The sequence below is a fragment of the uncultured Arcobacter sp. genome (genome assembly GCF_937982575.1).
Taxonomy (GTDB): Bacteria; Campylobacterota; Campylobacteria; order Campylobacterales; family Arcobacteraceae; genus Arcobacter.
The window spans coordinates 122606-139130 of sequence record NZ_CALJLR010000005.1; the positions used below are offsets into that span (position 1 = coordinate 122606).

Annotated in this window: 26 protein-coding genes; 5 read left to right on the forward strand and 21 right to left on the reverse strand. The window is 29.2% G+C overall.

The window, feature by feature from the left end; genetic code table 11:
* Positions 1-3 precede the first annotated feature (3 nt).
* The 4 genes from Q0617_RS04115 to Q0617_RS04130 are packed head-to-tail and all read right to left on the reverse strand — an operon-like array spanning position 4 to position 2913.
* Positions 4-627, reverse strand: a complete 624-nt coding sequence (locus tag Q0617_RS04115) for a DNA polymerase III subunit delta' (RefSeq protein WP_298750763.1) — start codon at positions 625-627, stop codon at positions 4-6.
* A 2-nt stretch (positions 628-629) separates the two neighbouring features.
* A complete protein-coding gene (locus Q0617_RS04120) occupies positions 630-1181 on the reverse strand; it encodes a HobA family DNA replication regulator (protein WP_298750765.1) in 552 nt (183 codons plus the stop codon).
* A gap of 2 nt (positions 1182-1183) precedes the next feature.
* Positions 1184-2392 carry an aspartate kinase gene (locus Q0617_RS04125; protein WP_298750767.1) on the reverse strand — a complete coding sequence of 403 codons (1209 nt, stop codon included), beginning with the start codon at positions 2390-2392 and terminating at the stop codon, positions 1184-1186.
* A gap of 17 nt (positions 2393-2409) precedes the next feature.
* The gene (locus Q0617_RS04130; RefSeq protein ID WP_298750770.1) at positions 2410-2913 is read right to left on the reverse strand and encodes an RNA pyrophosphohydrolase; all 504 of its coding nucleotides are present in this window, start codon (positions 2911-2913) and stop codon (positions 2410-2412) included.
* A 55-nt stretch (positions 2914-2968) separates the two neighbouring features.
* Here Q0617_RS04130 and hemW point away from each other — a divergent pair, with 55 nt between their 5' ends.
* The 5 genes from hemW to Q0617_RS04155 are packed head-to-tail and all read left to right on the forward strand — an operon-like array spanning position 2969 to position 7721.
* Complete coding sequence (hemW, locus tag Q0617_RS04135; protein ID WP_298750772.1) at positions 2969-4030, forward strand: radical SAM family heme chaperone HemW; 1062 nt, start codon at positions 2969-2971, stop codon at positions 4028-4030.
* A 59-nt stretch (positions 4031-4089) separates the two neighbouring features.
* A complete protein-coding gene (gene prmC / locus Q0617_RS04140) occupies positions 4090-4911 on the forward strand; it encodes a peptide chain release factor N(5)-glutamine methyltransferase (protein ID WP_298750774.1) in 822 nt (273 codons plus the stop codon).
* A 13-nt stretch (positions 4912-4924) separates the two neighbouring features.
* Positions 4925-6892: a M3 family metallopeptidase gene (locus Q0617_RS04145; RefSeq protein WP_298750776.1), complete on the forward strand. Its 1968-nt coding sequence runs from the start codon at positions 4925-4927 to the stop codon at positions 6890-6892.
* 46 nt (positions 6893-6938) lie between these two features.
* Entirely contained in the window at positions 6939-7433 is a 495-nt protein-coding gene (locus Q0617_RS04150; RefSeq protein WP_298750778.1) for a hypothetical protein, read from the forward strand.
* A gap of 12 nt (positions 7434-7445) precedes the next feature.
* On the forward strand, positions 7446-7721 hold the full coding sequence (locus Q0617_RS04155; RefSeq protein ID WP_298750780.1) for a hypothetical protein: 276 nt from the start codon (positions 7446-7448) through the stop codon (positions 7719-7721).
* Here the strand turns inward: Q0617_RS04155 and Q0617_RS04160 are convergent, their stop codons facing one another.
* From Q0617_RS04160 to Q0617_RS04240, 17 genes are all read right to left on the reverse strand, one after another.
* A complete protein-coding gene (locus Q0617_RS04160; protein ID WP_298750781.1) occupies positions 7722-8777 on the reverse strand; it encodes a tyrosine-type recombinase/integrase in 1056 nt (351 codons plus the stop codon).
* Between the two features lie 164 nt (positions 8778-8941).
* Complete coding sequence (locus tag Q0617_RS04165) at positions 8942-9220, reverse strand: hypothetical protein (RefSeq protein WP_298750784.1); 279 nt, start codon at positions 9218-9220, stop codon at positions 8942-8944.
* Between the two features lie 881 nt (positions 9221-10101).
* Positions 10102-10239 (reverse strand): hypothetical protein, encoded by a 138-nt coding sequence (locus Q0617_RS04170; protein WP_298750786.1) that lies wholly within the window; start codon positions 10237-10239, stop codon positions 10102-10104.
* A gap of 3 nt (positions 10240-10242) precedes the next feature.
* Positions 10243-10407 (reverse strand): hypothetical protein, encoded by a 165-nt coding sequence (locus Q0617_RS04175; RefSeq protein ID WP_298750788.1) that lies wholly within the window; start codon positions 10405-10407, stop codon positions 10243-10245.
* On the reverse strand, positions 10404-10712 hold the full coding sequence (locus tag Q0617_RS04180) for a hypothetical protein (RefSeq protein ID WP_298750790.1): 309 nt from the start codon (positions 10710-10712) through the stop codon (positions 10404-10406). Before Q0617_RS04180 ends, Q0617_RS04175 begins: the two co-directional genes overlap by 4 nt.
* A 3-nt stretch (positions 10713-10715) precedes the next feature.
* A complete protein-coding gene (locus tag Q0617_RS04185; RefSeq protein ID WP_298750792.1) occupies positions 10716-11282 on the reverse strand; it encodes a hypothetical protein in 567 nt (188 codons plus the stop codon).
* Between the two features lie 11 nt (positions 11283-11293).
* A complete protein-coding gene (locus Q0617_RS04190; RefSeq protein WP_298750794.1) occupies positions 11294-11479 on the reverse strand; it encodes a hypothetical protein in 186 nt (61 codons plus the stop codon).
* A gap of 2 nt (positions 11480-11481) precedes the next feature.
* Entirely contained in the window at positions 11482-12180 is a 699-nt protein-coding gene (locus Q0617_RS04195) for a hypothetical protein (RefSeq protein WP_298750797.1), read from the reverse strand.
* A gap of 2 nt (positions 12181-12182) precedes the next feature.
* Positions 12183-12473 carry a hypothetical protein gene (locus tag Q0617_RS04200; RefSeq protein ID WP_298750799.1) on the reverse strand — a complete coding sequence of 97 codons (291 nt, stop codon included), beginning with the start codon at positions 12471-12473 and terminating at the stop codon, positions 12183-12185.
* The gene (locus Q0617_RS04205; RefSeq protein WP_298750802.1) at positions 12473-12817 is read right to left on the reverse strand and encodes a hypothetical protein; all 345 of its coding nucleotides are present in this window, start codon (positions 12815-12817) and stop codon (positions 12473-12475) included. Before Q0617_RS04205 ends, Q0617_RS04200 begins: the two co-directional genes overlap by 1 nt.
* Positions 12817-13182, reverse strand: a complete 366-nt coding sequence (locus Q0617_RS04210; RefSeq protein WP_298750804.1) for an LPXTG cell wall anchor domain-containing protein — start codon at positions 13180-13182, stop codon at positions 12817-12819. The genes Q0617_RS04205 and Q0617_RS04210 overlap by 1 nt, the downstream gene beginning before the upstream one ends.
* Entirely contained in the window at positions 13182-13475 is a 294-nt protein-coding gene (locus tag Q0617_RS04215; protein ID WP_298750805.1) for a hypothetical protein, read from the reverse strand. The genes Q0617_RS04210 and Q0617_RS04215 overlap by 1 nt, the downstream gene beginning before the upstream one ends.
* 9 nt (positions 13476-13484) lie before the next feature.
* A complete protein-coding gene (locus tag Q0617_RS04220; protein ID WP_298750807.1) occupies positions 13485-14432 on the reverse strand; it encodes a hypothetical protein in 948 nt (315 codons plus the stop codon).
* A 336-nt stretch (positions 14433-14768) separates the two neighbouring features.
* Positions 14769-15407, reverse strand: a complete 639-nt coding sequence (locus Q0617_RS04225) for a hypothetical protein (protein WP_298750809.1) — start codon at positions 15405-15407, stop codon at positions 14769-14771.
* Positions 15404-15583, reverse strand: coding sequence for a sporulation protein Cse60 (locus tag Q0617_RS04230; protein WP_298750811.1), 180 nt, complete (start codon positions 15581-15583; stop codon positions 15404-15406). Before Q0617_RS04230 ends, Q0617_RS04225 begins: the two co-directional genes overlap by 4 nt.
* A gap of 96 nt (positions 15584-15679) precedes the next feature.
* A complete protein-coding gene (locus tag Q0617_RS04235; protein WP_298750813.1) occupies positions 15680-15955 on the reverse strand; it encodes a hypothetical protein in 276 nt (91 codons plus the stop codon).
* A 1-nt stretch (position 15956) separates the two neighbouring features.
* The gene (locus Q0617_RS04240) at positions 15957-16523 is read right to left on the reverse strand and encodes a hypothetical protein (protein WP_298750815.1); all 567 of its coding nucleotides are present in this window, start codon (positions 16521-16523) and stop codon (positions 15957-15959) included.
* Positions 16524-16525 lie beyond the last annotated feature (2 nt).

A 16525-nucleotide genomic window follows, 5' to 3' on the forward strand; every position in this document is an offset into this window, starting at 1 on the left:
TTTTTATCTATGCTTTCTATGAATTACTGTTAAAAGTAGAGTAGTTAAAATATGAATTGGTCTAGAGTTTAACTCAAGTAGTTTTATAGCATTTGAAAATGCATCTAACTCTTTTTTTGTAAGTTTTATTTTTTGAGAGTTTATTTTAAATAAAATTGACTCTATGATTGCTTTTGATTCTTTTTTCCCAATTTTTTGATTATCTTTCAAAAATTGATACAGACTTTTTAAATCCATTCTAAAAAAGTCAAAATCTACTTCAACTCTCTCAATTCTCTTTTTTAAATATTTATGCGGCATACGAGAAAGAATAGTTGGTAAAATATTTGATTTTGAGGTTGTAACAATTATAAATACAATATTTTTAGGTGGTTCTTCTAAAACTTTTAATAAAGAGTTCTGAGCTTCTGTTCGAAAACTACTTCCACAAAGAATTATATATTTTGTTTCATTTGATGAAATATATGCTTCTTTTATGGTTTGTTGAGCTTGTGCAGTTAAAAAATCATCTTTTTCTTCATTTCTCACAACCCTATAACTATGTAAGGGTAAGGTTTGAATTAAGTCTTTTAAAGTTTCATCTATATTATTAACAATAAGTATTGTTGAATTATTATTCTCAATCAAGATTAACTCTCAACATTTATCTCTGCAAAAAGTGCTGCACTTAATGTTTTATTATATAATCTAAACATTTGTAAAAGCTTCATATCAAGTGCTATATCACTGCTTTTTAAGTTAAAAGCATCTTGCTTTTCTTCATCCAATAGCCAAAGAAAAGAGGATTTAGAAACTTTTGGAATAAAAGCTCTTGAATCCTGGCTTCTTCCTATGTACCAAAAACAATAACCATTTGGAAAAGAGATATTTAACATATCTTTTAAGTAACTAACATCATCTTCACTTTGCACATTATCTAAGAGTTTGTAAAAAGATTTAAAGTCATAGAAAGGCAGATAAGGTCTATTTAAACTTTTTTTATTGATATTTGTGAGGATATACTCTAAGAACCAATTTCTTTCATCATCACTTATAACAATAACTGAACATCCTTTATCTAAAATACTACTTATAGATTTTGAAACTAAAGGAGTCCATTCATATTTTTTTTCTTCCAACCAAGGAGATAATAGCTTATCATCTCTTATTGTATCAACCGTCCAGTTTAAAAACTCTTGCACGTCTATTTATCCAAATCATAAGCATCATGTAAAGCACGAACTGCTAACTCTGCATATTTTTCTTCAACAATCATTGATATTTTTATTTCACTTGTAGAGATAATTCTTATATTAATATTTTCATTTGCAAGGGCTGTAAATGCTTTTGAGGCAACACCAGTATGAGATTTCATTCCAACACCAACAATAGAGACTTTACAAATCTTCTCATTATAATCGACATTTTCAACTTCATCTTTAAAATTTACCATTACATTTTTACAAATTTCCCAATCACTTGTTGGAATTGTAAAATCTAAAGCTGTTTTACCATCTACTGCAACTGTTTGAACAATCATATCAACATTGATATTTGCATCAGCAAGGGCAGTAAAAATTGATGAAGCAATACCTGGTCTATCAATAACCCCATACATTCCAACTCTAACTTGATTTTTATCCAAAGCAATTCCACTTACTATTGGTTGTTCCATAATATTCTCTTCCTTTGTTATTAAAGTACCTTCAACTTCAGGAGTAAAGCTACTTCTTGATACTAAATTTACATTTAATTTTTTTGCCATTTCAACTGATCTATTTTGTAATACCTTAGCTCCTAAACTAGCTAGCTCTAACATCTCATCATAAGATATTTTTTCTAGTTTTTTAGCTTTTGGTTCAATTCTAGGATCTGTTGTATAAATACCATCTACATCTGTGTATATTTCACAAAAGTCTGCTTCAATTGCTCCTGCGATGGCAACTGCAGTTAAATCAGAACCACCTCGTCCTAAAGTTGTAACTTTACCTTTTTGAGTAACACCTTGAAAACCCGCAACAACAATTATTTTACCATCAGCTATTGCATTTTTCATATTTGTTGTATCTATATGTTCAATTCTAGCCTTTGTATGCTTTTCATCGGTTACAATACCTGCTTCTCCACCACTCATTGAAACAGCACTATATCCAGCTTCATTTAAAGCAATTGAAAGTAGGGCTGAAGTGACTCGCTCACCTGAGCTTAACAACATATCAATTTCACAAGGAGTAGGTTTTTTAGAATAACTCTCAGCATATTCGATTAACTTGTTAGTCTCTCCACTCATAGCAGAAACTACAGCAATAACATCATGACCTTCATCTTTGATTTTTTTTATAATAGTTGCAACATTTTGAATTCTATCTAGAGTACCTACACTAGTACCACCAAATTTTAATACTTTTAACATTTAACTCATAATCCTTTTTAAATATAACCCTCGTTTTTAAAATACTTCAATACTTGTTTATATACAGTTCTTTTAAAAAAAGTTATATAATCATAAATATTTTTTGTTGGAACAAATTTATATTCACTAAACTCAGGAGTATGATGAGTATAAATATCTATTTTTGCACCTACATTTAACTTAACTAAATAGTACTTCTGTATTTGGCCATCATATGGCTTCATTTTTTCAGCAATTGCAGGAGGAAAGTCGTAACTTACCCATTCTGGATACTCTGCGATAATTTTTATATCATCTGTACCAATCTCTTCTTTTAATTCTCTAAACAGAGCTTCTTTTGCACTTTCTCCTTCATCAATTCCCCCTTGAGGAAACTGCCAGGCATTTTCAACGTCAGTTCTTGAAGCTATGAAAAGCTCACACTTTTGAGGATACTTTGCTGATAAAACAATTGCTGCTACATTAGGTCTGTAATTTTTACCATTTACACTTGTAGGTATTTTCTCACTTTTATCAATCATAAATATCTTTTCCCTTATAATAAGGGAAATATTATAATAAACTTAGGATTAAAAATTGCTTTTATACATACATATTCCATTTTGTGATAGTAAATGCTTTTATTGCGCATTTAACTCATATGTAGATAGGTTTCACTTGAAACAAACTTATATGAAAGCTATTGAAAAACAACTAATTTACGACATTGAACACTATTTAAAAGATGAAAAGATAGAAACAGTATTTATAGGAGGAGGGACTCCTAGTTGTGTAGATTTTAAAGAGTATGAAAATATTTTTAAAATCATATCACCACATTTAATTGAAAACTGTGAAATAACTAGTGAAGCTAACCCAAATTCTGCAACAAAAGAATGGCTTCAAGGTATGAAAAACTTAGGTGTAAATAGAATCAGCTTTGGAGTACAAAGTTTTAATGATAAAAAACTAAAATACTTAAATCGTGCACATAATAGTAATAGTGCTATAAGTGCTATACAAAATGCAAAGTGTATAGGTTTTAATAGTATTAACTGTGACATTATTTATGGAGTTCAAGGTGATAGCTTTGAAAAATTAAAGTATGATTTTAATATGATAAATAAACAAAATATTGATCATATAAGTGCATATTCTTTAACCTTAGAAGAGGGAACAAAGTTCTTTAATAAATCTCATGTAAAAATAGATGACGAAGAGTTATCTTATAAACTATTTGATTACTTAAAAGAGTTAGGTTATGAGCAATATGAAATTTCAAACTTCGCAAAGTCTCAAGATACTCAATCTAAACACAATTTTGGTTATTGGAAGTATACAAACTACTTAGGCATTGGAACAGGTGCTGTTGGATTTATAGATAATTTTAGATACTATCCCAATAAAAACATTGAAGAATACATAGAAAACCCCCTTGCTTATGAAAAAGAGTATATGGAGGATGTTGATATAAAAACAGAAAAGGTATTATTAGGACTGAGGTCTAATGTAGGAGTAAAGTTAACTGTTTTTAATGAAAATGAATTAAAAAAAATTAAAATATTAATAGATGAAAAAAAGATATACAAAATAGATAATAAAGTTTATAATTACAATTTTTTACTCGCAGATGAGATATCTTTATTTGTATTAGATTAGATTCTATTAAAGAGTAATTTATACACTATTAGTATAATACGTTTTTTAAAGGAGTTTAGTTGACAATAAAAGAGTGCATAAAAAAATATTCACAAGAACTTAAAAATGTAACCCATATACCAGCAAAAGAGATAGAAATATTGATTATGTTTTTATTAGAAAAAAATGTTATTTGGATGCATTTAAATGGAAATGAAGACTTTACAAAAGAAAAAGAACTAAAAAATTTAGTGAAAAAAAGAGCTACTCATTACCCCTTGGAGTATCTAACAAAAAGAGTCTCTTTTTATGGAGAAAATTTTCTTATCAAAGAGAATGTACTAATTCCAAGACCAGAGACTGAGATATTAGTTGAGAAAGCATTTGAAACATTAAAGCAAATAAAAAATCCTAAAATTGTAGAAGTCGGAACTGGGAGTGGAATAATTTCTGTAATGCTATCAAAACTTCTGCCAGAACTAAAAGTTGTAGCAGTAGATATAAATAATGATGCATTAGATTTAGCAAAAGAAAATGCAATAAAACATAATGTAGAGAGTCAAATTTCTTTTATAAAATCTGATTTATTAAAAGAAGTAGACGAAGATTTTGATATGTGTATATCAAATCCTCCTTATATATCAGATAATTATGTTTTACCACATAATGTTAAATTTGAGCCTACTAATGCTTTGTTTGGAGGAACAATTGGTGATGAACTACTAAAGGATTTAATCCAAGAAGTTATATCTAAAAAAATAAAATATCTATATTGTGAGTATGGATATGATCAAAAAGAATCAATAAAAAATTATATGAAAAAATTCAATGTCAAATCACTAGAGTTTTATAAAGACTATAGTGATTTTGATAGGGGATTTTTAATAGAGTTTAATAATTAATAAAAGGAATAATATGTTTGAAGAATTCAATATAAATGATTTAGAGAGTAAAAAAGAGTTATTAGAAGTAAAACTAAAAGAATCAAAAGAGCAAATAGATAAGCTTTTAGAAATAGATAATAAGAGTTTTGATAATTTTGTAAAACCATATCAGGAAATAGGGGAGAGCATAAATATATTCTTAACACCTATTTTTCATATCGATTCTGTTAAGAACTCAAAAATAACAACAAAAGTGTATGAAGAATGCCTTCCTTTAATCTCCAACTACGAAACTGAGCTAAGTCAAAATGTAAATATTTATACATCTTTAAAAGATATACAAGATAACTATAAAGATACATTAAGTACTATACAAAATAAAGTGCTTGAAAATGAAATAAGAGACTTTGAATTATCTGGTTGCCATTTAAATAATAATTTAAAAGCTAGACTAAAAGATATAAATTTAAGACAAAGTGAGTTATCTCATAAGTTTTCACACAACCTATTAAATGCAACAAATTCTTATGAAATGATAATTGAAGATTATGAGGATGTAAGAGAAATCCCAGAATCAGACTTACAATTGGCAAGTTTTGAAGAAGAGGGTAAAACAAAATACAAATTCACCCTACAAATGCCTTCATATGTAGCTTATATTACCTATGGTACAAATAGAGAAAAAAGAGAAGAGATTTATAAAGCATATTGTACTAGAGCACCAGAAAATGGGAAAATCATAGAAGAGATACTAGCATTAAAGGATGAAAAGTCAAAAATACTGGGCTTTTCTTCTTATGCACAGTACTCATTAAGTACTAAAATGGCCAAAACAGAAGATGATGTTATAAATTTTCTGTATGAATTAGCCAAAAAAGGTAAAGATGGCGGTAAAAAAGAGATAGAAGAGATTAAAGAGTTTGCAAAAAAAGATGGAATAGAAGAACTAAAATCTTTTGATATCTCTTACTATTCAGAAAAATTAAAAAAAGAAAAATATGATTTAGATGAAGAGTTTTATAGACCATACTTTGAAAAAGAATCTGTTTTAAAAGGATTCTTTGAGTTTTTAAATTCTATATTTAACATAGAGTTTAAAGAAGCAAATACAGCTACTTGGGATGATAAAGCAACTGCATATGATATCTATGAAAAAGGAAAATTATCTTCTAGAATTTATATTGATTTAGAATCAAGAAAAGATAAAAGAGGAGGTGCATGGATGAATAACTGGAACTCATATTATGTTGATAAACATAATAATTTACATTTGCCAACAGCTTATATAGTATGTAACTTTCCTCAATCTAGTAATCAAACAAAATCACTCTTAAGACACTCAGATGTAGTTACTCTTTTTCATGAAATGGGTCATGCCTTACATCATCTTTTAAGTAAAGTTTCCGAACCATTTATTAGTGGAATCGCTGGTGTTGCTTGGGATACGGTAGAATTTCCTTCACAGTTTTTAGAATATTTTTCTTATGATAAAACAGTTTTAAAACAGTTTGCAAAACATTATAAAACAGGTGAAACTTTATCAGATGAGGCTATTGATAAAATCATAAAAGCAAGAAACTTTCAGTCATCTTTAAACATGATAAGACAGGTAGAATTTGCACTTTTTGATTTTAAACTCCATCAAAAATTATACAAAAGTGAGGATGAAGTTCAAAAATTATTAAATGAGATTAGAGATGAAATTTCACTAATAAAACCACCAAAATATAATAAATTTCAAAATAGTTTTTCACACATATTTGGAGGAGGATATGCAGCTGGTTATTACTCTTATAAATGGGCAGAAGTATTAAGTGCAGATGCATATTATATGTTTATAGAATCAGAAAATACCTTCAATAAAGAGCTGGCTTTAAAGTATAAAGAAACAATTTTAGAAAAAGGTGGTTCATCTGATATGAATGAACTTTTTTATGAATTTGCACAAAGAGAACCAAGTGTTGATTCTTTATTAAAAATTGATGGAATTATTAGCTAATTTTTGGCACAATAGCACTTGATATAATATCAGATAAGGATAGTTAATGAGTAATAATAGTGATACAATTTCTAAATTGAGCGATGCTCTTTCAAATTTAATAAATGCATATGAAACTTTACAAAAAGAAAAAGAAGAGTTAGAAAAAGAGAACCAAAAATTAAAAAATGATATAGAAGATTTAGATGCCTTAAATGGTGATTTAAATAGTAAATTAAATGATATAAACTCTACAAATGAAAAGCAGGGAAGTAACATAAACTCTATGTTGAGTAAGATAGAAACTATATTAAATGTAGGTGATAGAAAAAAAGAAACTAACCAAAATGAAGTAGCAGAATCTTCTTATTCAAAGGAGACCTCTTTAAATATTGAAGAAGAGGAAGAGTTCTTAACTACACCAGTTGTATCTAGTGATACTTTTGCAAAACCAAAAGCAGAAGCTGTAAAAGTTGATGATATTCAACTAGAAAAAAAATCAGATGAAAAAATTGACCTAAATAGGATGGCTTCTTTACTCAATGGATTTAATAATAAGTAGTAATAGTTTAGTATGATATTACTTTTAAATAAAATATCTCTATATTCAACATTTGGAGTGGATGATTTTGACTCTTTAGATGGAGCTATAAATAACATGGCTCCATCAATGGTTGAATACTATTTGTCAGATTTATCAAATGGTATTGAAAATATATATCTAAATAAAAGAAACATACAAAATAGCCTAAATATAGGAGACTTTGCCATATATTTAGACTATGAAGATGAAATATACTTAGAAATAAATGATGAAAAAGAAGATTTTGAAACATCTAGTTTATGGTAGCTAGTCCATTAAATTAGTAGTTGCTTTCAATCTTTCTTTGTCAAAATGGGTGTAAATACGTGAAGTATTTATATCAGCATGCCCTAAAGCTTCTTGTACAAGAATAAGATCATGGTGTTTTTGATATAAAAGTGTTGCAAAGCTATGTCTTAGCATATGGGCACCGTTTTTTTCTTTTCTTATTCCACAACTTATTAATAGCTTTTCAACTATTCTACTTATATAGGCTTGAGTCAATCTATTTCCTTTTTTATTACAAACTAAAAAATCATCTTCACAAACCCTTTGATTTAGCCAATAGTTCAACTCATTTTGAATTATTTTTGCTTTTATCATAACAACTCTTGGTTTATTTCCTTTTCCTCTTACTTGTATTATAAATACATCATCTTCTTTATATATATCTTTTAATTTTAGATTTAGCATCTCAGAGACACGAATTCCTGTATAAATTATAATTTTTAGAATTAATCTATTTCGATACATAACATCTTCTGAAAACTCAAAACTTTCAATAGCATCTAAAAACCTTGTAATCTCATCTTTATTCATGTAAGAGGGTAGTTTAGTACCAGATTTACCACTTAACCCACCCCAATTTTTTAGTTCTATTTTAAACATGTATGAATTATTGTCTTTAGTTTCATTTTGTTTGTCAATATATGAAAAAAGAGCAAGTAGGGCAATCCTATGGTTTTTTTTAGAGGCATCGGATAGTCCACTTGTACTTGTGGCTAAAAAATCACTCAAAAGCTCTTCATCAATCTCTTTCATAGAAGCCAAACCTAAATCTGTCAAAAACTTATATAATTTTGCTATTGGATTATAATATGTATTGATTCCTGATAAACCTATATTTCTAGCACTTTTTACTAATATTGTTAATTCATCTAAATTCTTTGTACCTTTAACCAAATCTTTAATTATCATGGCTAATTTATCTTTATCATTTACATTTGAGTTGCTAAGTGATGTTAATTTATTTCTTATAAATCTTTCAATCCAAAAGAGAAGTGTTTTGTCAAAAGTATCACAAAAGTCTAAATCATATCTCATAAGAGTACCTTTATATTAAAGTTTGAAAATTATAGTTGCCAATTTCAGCTAGGATTAAAGAGAGAAATAATAAAATTATTAATGTTTTAAACATTAAATGACCTCCGGTATAGGTTGTTTATCAGATAAGAAAAAGCGCCAACTTTTTCTTATCATCTTTGAGTTTATTTTTTTAATCTATCACTTGGTAATAAATTAAGAAAGCAAATCAATTCTTCGTCATCTAAATTTAGCAAAACTTTCCTTAAAACTTCAGCCCTAGTTAGTCCATCGTACTTAATTCTTAAGCTCTTGGTCTTACGTTTTATTATAGCAATCTCGTACTTTTTAAACCTCATATTGAAATTTATTTCAGCAGTAAGTTTACTTGACTTTAGTCTTTCAGCGGTCTTTTTTTGTAGCTCTTCAAGCTTTTTTTTGTCTTCTATTTTTCTAGTAGCCATTTTATAGCCTTATTTCTTTATTTATACTTAATAAGCATATATCTTACAAATTTATAGTGAAATTTTTGTGTAACTTTAACATTATTTTACTCATTATACCATAGGGTCAAAATGACCTTATCTTAATAGGGTCAAAATGACCTTACCCATAGGGTCAAAATGACCTTATCTTCTATATTAATAAGTAAAGGTCTTAAGAAGTAACTATATGTCTTAGTCTTACTATAACTTAATTAAGGATATCAGACAGTAGCATTTCGCCCGGTGGGCTTCATGCATGATAAGGTTTTCGCCCCAAGGGCTCAAATATGAGTTCGCCCCGTGGGCTCACAAGATGGCAAAAAGGATATTTATGCTCCATGCGTCGCAAAATAAAGAATTTAATGAGGGCTAAAGCCCAATAATGAGTTTTGACAAGCAAAACTTTTTTTAATAGTATCTTCTAGAGAAGATATAACGAAACGTTATATCTTCAGTTTATGAAGTTTTATTTGTATAGGTTAGTGTTGATATGTTTTAAAGAAGTTTTTGATTATTTAGTGTCATTGCGTTTGATTATGATATGTTTTAAAGTTACTTTCTAACCATTTGAGAAAGAAGAGAGAATTTTTAAAAAAAGAAAAGAAAAGTTTGATTATAAAATAGGGCCACCCGCGGGCTCATTTTTTAGTATTGAAATTGTAAATTTTCAAACTATTTACGTGATTAACGTTTTTAAAACGTGATTTACATAAAATATGTGTGATTTACATAAGTAAAGTTCATTTTGGTATTCCTGGAGAAGAGATATCTAACTGGAGTAAGTCCAAAACGGACTTATTTTGTCAGCTCGAGAAGTTAACAGGTGGCTCATTTTGAGATAAAAGGCAAAGATTATATCTTTACCTTTTTCTAAATGCAGTAGCTAAAGCAATAAGAGCTAAACCAATCAAAACATTTTGAGCTATTTTATCAATACTTTTGTTTAGTTCTAGTGCGTGAGCTGTTGCTACGTTTTCAAGTTCTAGTTTATCAAACATTGTTTACCCTTTGTTTTTCTTTAGCATTTCAATTTCTGCTTCATGAACTGCGACTATTTTTTCTAAATTTGTATGACTTCTTGACATATCTTTTAAATATTTAAGTCCGTACAAAAAGCCTACTTGCCAATTTTCTTGGATAAATTGCATTAAATCTAATTCATTCATGCGTGAGCCTTTGAGTAGAAATAATACCCACCACCTACAAGAGCTAAAATAGGAAGATATCTTAATAATTTAGCTCCACTTTTTACACCTGCTCCAATATCTGACAAAGTATCATTTATTGTAGTTCCAGTTGTTGCAACTTCTTTTTTTAAATCAGTTCCAAGAGCTGTTGCTTTTTCTAGTGTATCAAATTTATATCCAGTGGTTTCTTCTATGGTCTGCATTTTGTCATAAGACATATCAACACCTTTTGGCTCTAATACTTCAATATTACTTCCGTTAATTGTAGTCCATGCACCAAACATGATTTACACTTTATAAACTGAAAATTTTTTGGCGTTCATGTATTTGCTTTCAGTTGTTGCACCTAGTGAACTATTAAACCATCTTTTATAATATGCCCATCTTCCAAAATCTGTATCAGGGATAGATTCGGGAACTCTTAAATATAATAATCTTGCCATTACGATTGATAACATCGGGCTTTTTCTTAAATCTTCATATTCAGCAGTTAGAATATCAACATTTAAAAAAGTTTTAATTCTTTTCAAGAGCTCTACGTGTTTGATGTCTGAAAATGTTTTTTTAACATCTATAAAAGTAGGTTTATCAAATTGAGTTAAACCCTCGCCATAAGTAAGACTATTGTCTGCTACTTGTCCGTTTTTTGATTCTACTGCAATAGTTTCTGCAAGTAGTAATTTTGCATTTTCTACGGTTGTAGGAGATATAACCTTACACGCCATATAAATATAAGCTTGTATTTGTACATTTCCACCTATTAAACCATAGTTTTTATACTCTGTTGAATTCATGATATAAATTCCTCCTAATAGACTAGCCCCAAGTAGGGCTAATTTTGTATTTTTGTTCATATGAACACCTTTTAAGCTTCACTTTGTGGGCTTAAATCTTCTAAAATTGCCGTTTTTTCATCTTCTGAAATAGAAACTAATTTAAAATTTGTAAAAAGTTGTCCTGCTAAATCTACAAATTTATACTCAAATAAAGGATTATTATCCTTATCTTTTCCAATTTCATTTTTTAATATATTTGCTATTAAATTAGCCATAATTAAGCCTTTAAATCATATTTGATTAAAGTATAATGAATTACTCCGTAAGTGTTGGAGCTATTACCTTTTACTTTTATATTCATTCCTCTGACATTTGGCAAAGAGATTACTCCGTCATTAATACTGTATATATTACTAATAAGTTCTTTGGCAACGACAGCACCATCAATTTCGCAATAAATAGAGGTATAGGCTACCGTTGAATGCCCAAGATTAGAAGATGATAGGATAATATCAACCCTATCACAGTCTAAAGTGGTATCTAATAAAGTTGAAAAAGGACTTAAATTATAATTACCTTTTATGATCTCTTTAAAATCGTATGGATTAGAAATTTTGTCTAAAGCAGTTAAAAGTGCAGAACTAAAACCAGTTACCTCTGCAACGCTTCCAATAGTATCAATTTGGCTTACTACTGGAGAAGTTAAGATTTGAAAATTTTCGATAGTATCACTTTGACCTATTAAAATAGCTCCATCTTCAACTACATCAGCACTTACAAAAATTTCTGTAACATCTTTTGCACTTATTGCAAAATTTACATTTAATGGAATTTCAGATGCTGTGTTATCATTTAATCTAATTCTTACATTTGCGTTTGCTGGTGCTTTCATTAAGATAATATAATCAAAACTTCCAGCGATTTTTTTGTTATCCAATCCATTATTAATGGATAATGGAACCATGTTATATCTCATGATTATCCTTTCTTTAAATGTTTATATATGTAAGAGCCACCGATTATTAATCCAACTAACATTAGTTGTTCATGAGCTTTTGTTTTTTGCAAAAAGTTCGCAGTTTCTAGCTGTTGCTTTTGTTGCTCTTGCTCTAACCCAGCTTTTACAAGTGCTAATTTAACTCGTTCAATATCATTACCATTTTCAATGGCATCTGCTATTACTTTTGTATCAATATCAACATTGGTTACGGGTTTAATATCTAAAGTAGTGTATGTGTAAGTGCTTTGACTTCCTCCACCTCCACCCATTAGTAACTCCTTTTAAATTGGAACACTTTTTGATTATCAAGTATTCCAACGTATTTTGTGTGATTTTTAAAATCATCATTTTTACCTATTCTTAAAATAGGAACACCAAAAGAAAATATAAGGTTTTCAACTTCTTTATGAAATTTTAGAAAGGCTTTGTTTTTATGTTTAGTCCACCCATATTTAGCCCATATTACACCATCTTTAAAAATGAATACATAGGCACTATTTGGGTTTACTTTTTTATCAGCAATACAAAAACCATCTTTAAAAAATGGCTCTTGAATTGCTTGTCCATCTTTGACAAGTTCTTCTAAAAAATCATAATTAGAAAGTAAAAACATTACTTTTTCTTTTTCTTCTTAACTAGCATCATGCTAACAACTCCAACACCAGCTAATCCAGCAACTATATATATTAAGTTTGGATTATCTTTAAAAACATTCCCACTTGTTCCAGCTGTTGGAATATTTTCATTTTGAAGTCTTGAAGTTGAAGCAGTTCCACCACTTCCATCTCCACCAACACCAACACCAACTGAAGCTGAAGCTGTCATGCTCTCATCAAGTTTGGGTGCAACTGTTGCACTTTGTTCGGACCTTTTTTCAAAGTCTGCACTATTACTATCTCCAATATTCATTACTGGGCTAAAGTCAATAGCTGAAACAATAGAAGATGTACTCATTGAGCTACCACCAAACATACCCATTATGCACCACCCATAATATATAAACCTACTAAGGCAATGCCACCATAAATAAGATATTCTTTTTTTATGGTTGGCGTTGTTGAGCTAGTAGGCTGTTGTTGCAACGCTTCAAAATTTTGTTGCTCTGGTGTTGTTTCATCTACTGTTCTAATTTTATTTTTTACAATATCTTCTATTGCATTGTATGTAGAATGATACTTCCCATCACTTCCAAACTCTCCTAACAGGTTATTGTTACCATCTTCATCTTTTGAAACTGATTGCCAAAATTCATCTAAGAAATTACCAGCCATGATAACTCCTTATTTCGCAGGTTTAGGAACGCTTTGCAAAGTCTCACTTAATAATAAAATTTTGTTAAGCCCTGATTGTTTAGTAACATCAAGAGTAACAGTAAGAGTATTGTAAACGCCACTTGTATTTAATGCATCAGTAACTCTACCTCTAGGCATAAAATCAATTAAATGAATTCCATTTAAATCGCTTGGAACTGTTAAACCAGTTTCAAAAACATTTCCAGCTCTTATTGCTTCGGCTGGTAAATCTACAAATGTTGTAGTACCTGAATGAATCTTAATGTTATTGATTACTGAATTACTTCTAATTCCATCAACTGTTGCAACAATATCTAAGGCTTTATATAGCTTTCCAACTGGTAATTCAAATGTCATCTCATTTGTTGAAGAAGTAACTTCTTTTGAAGCAGATGTTTCTCTGAAAAGTGTTTCAGTTGTATTTGCATCATTTCCAGTAAAATTAACAAGAGCATTTGAATAAACTTCAATTTCTGCATCTGTTACAGTTATACCAGTTCCAATAGTTGCATCACTTCCCCAGTTTACAATTAAATCTAAGTTTGTGAATAACTTAGTATTTAAAATAGTGTCATGGGCTCTTACAGTTCTAGGCATAGAAAAAGGAATCATAAACCAAACATAAGACTCTTTATCAGCTCCATCTGCTGTGATAATTGATTGATTACCTTTTTTACCAGTTGATTTCAAATTTGTAATATGAAATTTACTTGAAGGCATTTGTTTAATAGTTAAACTACCATTTGCAACTACTTCAACATTGTTGATTAAGCTGTAAAGTGCTTCATCTTTAAAAACTGCACTTGAGTTAGTATGTGTAACTTTTAATTTACAAAGTAAGTTTTGTACAAAAAAGTTTCTTGATAATGCAACACTTTCTTGAGTTCCTGCATTATATGGAACTTTCTTTTCAGGTTTAAGGAAAATATTTGCCATTATAATGCTCCTTGAATAACTGGTCTAACATACTTTTTAGCTATGATAATTCCAGCTAAAGCACCGATTGCTAATCCTAAATCTGTTTTAGTAAACTTTGGCATATTATACTCCTTGCACTTGTGGGATATATTTCCCAGCTACATCACTAATTAGCACTACTGCTAAACCTATCATCATACCTTTTGTTATAGAATTCATTGTCATGAACTCCTCCTTTAAATTGTTTTTTAAGGCTTAAGCCTTTATAATGTAAGTCTTGATTGAGTGATGTTGGTCAGGGTTATTTAGACGGTTTTTAAGTGTGCTTGGGGAATTGCACTTAAAAGCCTTTTTTTATGCCGATAAAATGGCTAAGTCTTTAGCTGTTGTTTTGATTATCTCCTTTTTTTCATCTTCAATTCTATAAAAACTAAACTTTTCTAAATTTACAACTATATCCTCTGCATCTTTTGATACAGTATCGCTAACATACTTTTTATCCGTAGGCTCTGTTAATCTTGAAAAATAGAATATATCTGTAAGAGCTGTTAAGTTTCTTGATATATTTGCAGGTCTTCTACAAGTATAAATAATATCTATCTCGTTATGTCTACCATATTGCACCAGTTGATTAAAAAAGCTTTTTTTGTTTGTTCTTGTATCAAAGAACATATCTATTTCATCTATCACAAAACATATCTTTTTCATCTTATAGACTGTTTGAGCTAATAGCTCTGCATCTTCTATATCAATAGCTCTTACAACTAACTCCAACTTATACTGCATAAAGATTTTATAATTATCTCTTTTTGTTATCCATGCAATAAAAGAAGATACACTCATAAAAACTATTCTTCTAGTGTTTTCTTCATATTGGAATCTTGGGTCAAGGATAATAGTAGGCTTATCAGTCAAAATCATTTCTTTTTCTGTAAGCTTAGTTTTTCCATAACCTTTTTTTCCAATAATTCCTTTTATTTCATTTTGTATCATTTTGTATCTTCTTTATAAATAATTAAAGCAGTATATATAAAAGCTAAACCGTTAGCACTAGTAATATCAAAATTGATATTCACAATGCTATCATCATCAATTGTAAATAAAAAATCATTTAAATTTCTTTTAAATCTATCTATTTTTACTTCTCTTATAAATTCTGATTTAAGCAAAGTGAGCCTCCTAGTAACTTCTCGAGCTGACAAAATAAGTCCGTTTTGGACTTGCTGCAGTTAAGATCTACTTCTCCAGGAAGACCAAAATGAACTTTACACATCAAACAACCTTTTCTGAGCTGTCTTAAAATCATAAATTCTTTGGTTCAATCCGGACAATTCAAAATTTAGAGAATCAATCATTTTTTGTTTGTTCTCTATTTCTGCATTTAAATCTATAATCAATATAACACTATCAGGGATAACAGTTTCCCCACTCTTATATCGTTTAATACTACTTTGTGATGTTCTAAAGAATCTAGCTAAAACTTCATTGTTCTTATGACCTATGAATTTTATAAACCTTTCGTACTTTTCATCTTTTGACATATTAAGCCTTTTTACTAAATTTTGCTCTTACTTTTTGGAATAGGGTAGGAACATTATTAAAACCAATTAAGCCATCAACTACAAGAGCTGTTGCACTAATACCTAAAATCACATTATTGAATTTATCAGTTTTTAGAACTCCATCTGCTCTAGCTTCATCTACTTTTGCAACTGCTGAATTTTTGAACATTTCAGTAGCTATTGGGTTTAGTATTGCCTCTTGTCCCTCTCTTTGCATCTTAAAAGATTGTAAAAGATTTAAACCAACATTTAACATATTCTCACTTTCACTAGAAGAGTGAGGGGCTTTTGCTTTTGATTTGTTCACATCAGGAACATCATCATTTACACCTAAGATAATATCTATAAGAAAAGGTTTACTTCTACCTTTTAAGCTGTTAAAAGAGTATCTATCTTGTTTAGGCTCTGCTAACTTCGCTAACTCTTTATTTGTTAAAAGTTCTAGTTCTGCTCTTGTAGGCTTATCACTTGTTTTTACTTCCTCTTGCTCAAATGGGAACTCATTTTCTGTTCCCTTTTGCTCTTGCTCTTGCTCATTCTCTTTCATTT

Excerpts from the sequence above, each read along its gene's own strand:
- Q0617_RS04125 (WP_298750767.1), bottom strand. The coding sequence starts at position 2,392 with ATGTTAAAAGTATTAAAATTTGGTGGTACTAGTGTAGGTACTCTAGAT.
- Q0617_RS04130 (WP_298750770.1), bottom strand. The coding sequence starts at position 2,913 with ATGATTGATAAAAGTGAGAAAATACCTACAAGTGTAAATGGTAAAAAT.
- Q0617_RS04145 (WP_298750776.1), top strand. The coding sequence starts at position 4,925 with ATGTTTGAAGAATTCAATATAAATGATTTAGAGAGTAAAAAAGAGTTA.
- Q0617_RS04150 (WP_298750778.1), top strand. The coding sequence starts at position 6,939 with ATGAGTAATAATAGTGATACAATTTCTAAATTGAGCGATGCTCTTTCA.
- Q0617_RS04155 (WP_298750780.1), top strand. The coding sequence starts at position 7,446 with ATGATATTACTTTTAAATAAAATATCTCTATATTCAACATTTGGAGTG.
- Q0617_RS04160 (WP_298750781.1), bottom strand. The coding sequence starts at position 8,777 with ATGAGATATGATTTAGACTTTTGTGATACTTTTGACAAAACACTTCTC.
- Q0617_RS04165 (WP_298750784.1), bottom strand. The coding sequence starts at position 9,220 with ATGGCTACTAGAAAAATAGAAGACAAAAAAAAGCTTGAAGAGCTACAA.
- Q0617_RS04170 (WP_298750786.1), bottom strand. The coding sequence starts at position 10,239 with ATGTTTGATAAACTAGAACTTGAAAACGTAGCAACAGCTCACGCACTA.
- Q0617_RS04175 (WP_298750788.1), bottom strand. The coding sequence starts at position 10,407 with ATGAATGAATTAGATTTAATGCAATTTATCCAAGAAAATTGGCAAGTA.
- Q0617_RS04180 (WP_298750790.1), bottom strand. The coding sequence starts at position 10,712 with ATGTTTGGTGCATGGACTACAATTAACGGAAGTAATATTGAAGTATTA.
- Q0617_RS04185 (WP_298750792.1), bottom strand. The coding sequence starts at position 11,282 with ATGAACAAAAATACAAAATTAGCCCTACTTGGGGCTAGTCTATTAGGA.
- Q0617_RS04190 (WP_298750794.1), bottom strand. The coding sequence starts at position 11,479 with ATGGCTAATTTAATAGCAAATATATTAAAAAATGAAATTGGAAAAGAT.
- Q0617_RS04195 (WP_298750797.1), bottom strand. The coding sequence starts at position 12,180 with ATGAGATATAACATGGTTCCATTATCCATTAATAATGGATTGGATAAC.
- Q0617_RS04200 (WP_298750799.1), bottom strand. The coding sequence starts at position 12,473 with ATGGGTGGAGGTGGAGGAAGTCAAAGCACTTACACATACACTACTTTA.
- Q0617_RS04205 (WP_298750802.1), bottom strand. The coding sequence starts at position 12,817 with ATGTTTTTACTTTCTAATTATGATTTTTTAGAAGAACTTGTCAAAGAT.
- Q0617_RS04210 (WP_298750804.1), bottom strand. The coding sequence starts at position 13,182 with ATGGGTATGTTTGGTGGTAGCTCAATGAGTACATCTTCTATTGTTTCA.
- Q0617_RS04215 (WP_298750805.1), bottom strand. The coding sequence starts at position 13,475 with ATGGCTGGTAATTTCTTAGATGAATTTTGGCAATCAGTTTCAAAAGAT.
- Q0617_RS04220 (WP_298750807.1), bottom strand. The coding sequence starts at position 14,432 with ATGGCAAATATTTTCCTTAAACCTGAAAAGAAAGTTCCATATAATGCA.
- Q0617_RS04225 (WP_298750809.1), bottom strand. The coding sequence starts at position 15,407 with ATGATACAAAATGAAATAAAAGGAATTATTGGAAAAAAAGGTTATGGA.
- Q0617_RS04235 (WP_298750813.1), bottom strand. The coding sequence starts at position 15,955 with ATGTCAAAAGATGAAAAGTACGAAAGGTTTATAAAATTCATAGGTCAT.
- Q0617_RS04240 (WP_298750815.1), bottom strand. The coding sequence starts at position 16,523 with ATGAAAGAGAATGAGCAAGAGCAAGAGCAAAAGGGAACAGAAAATGAG.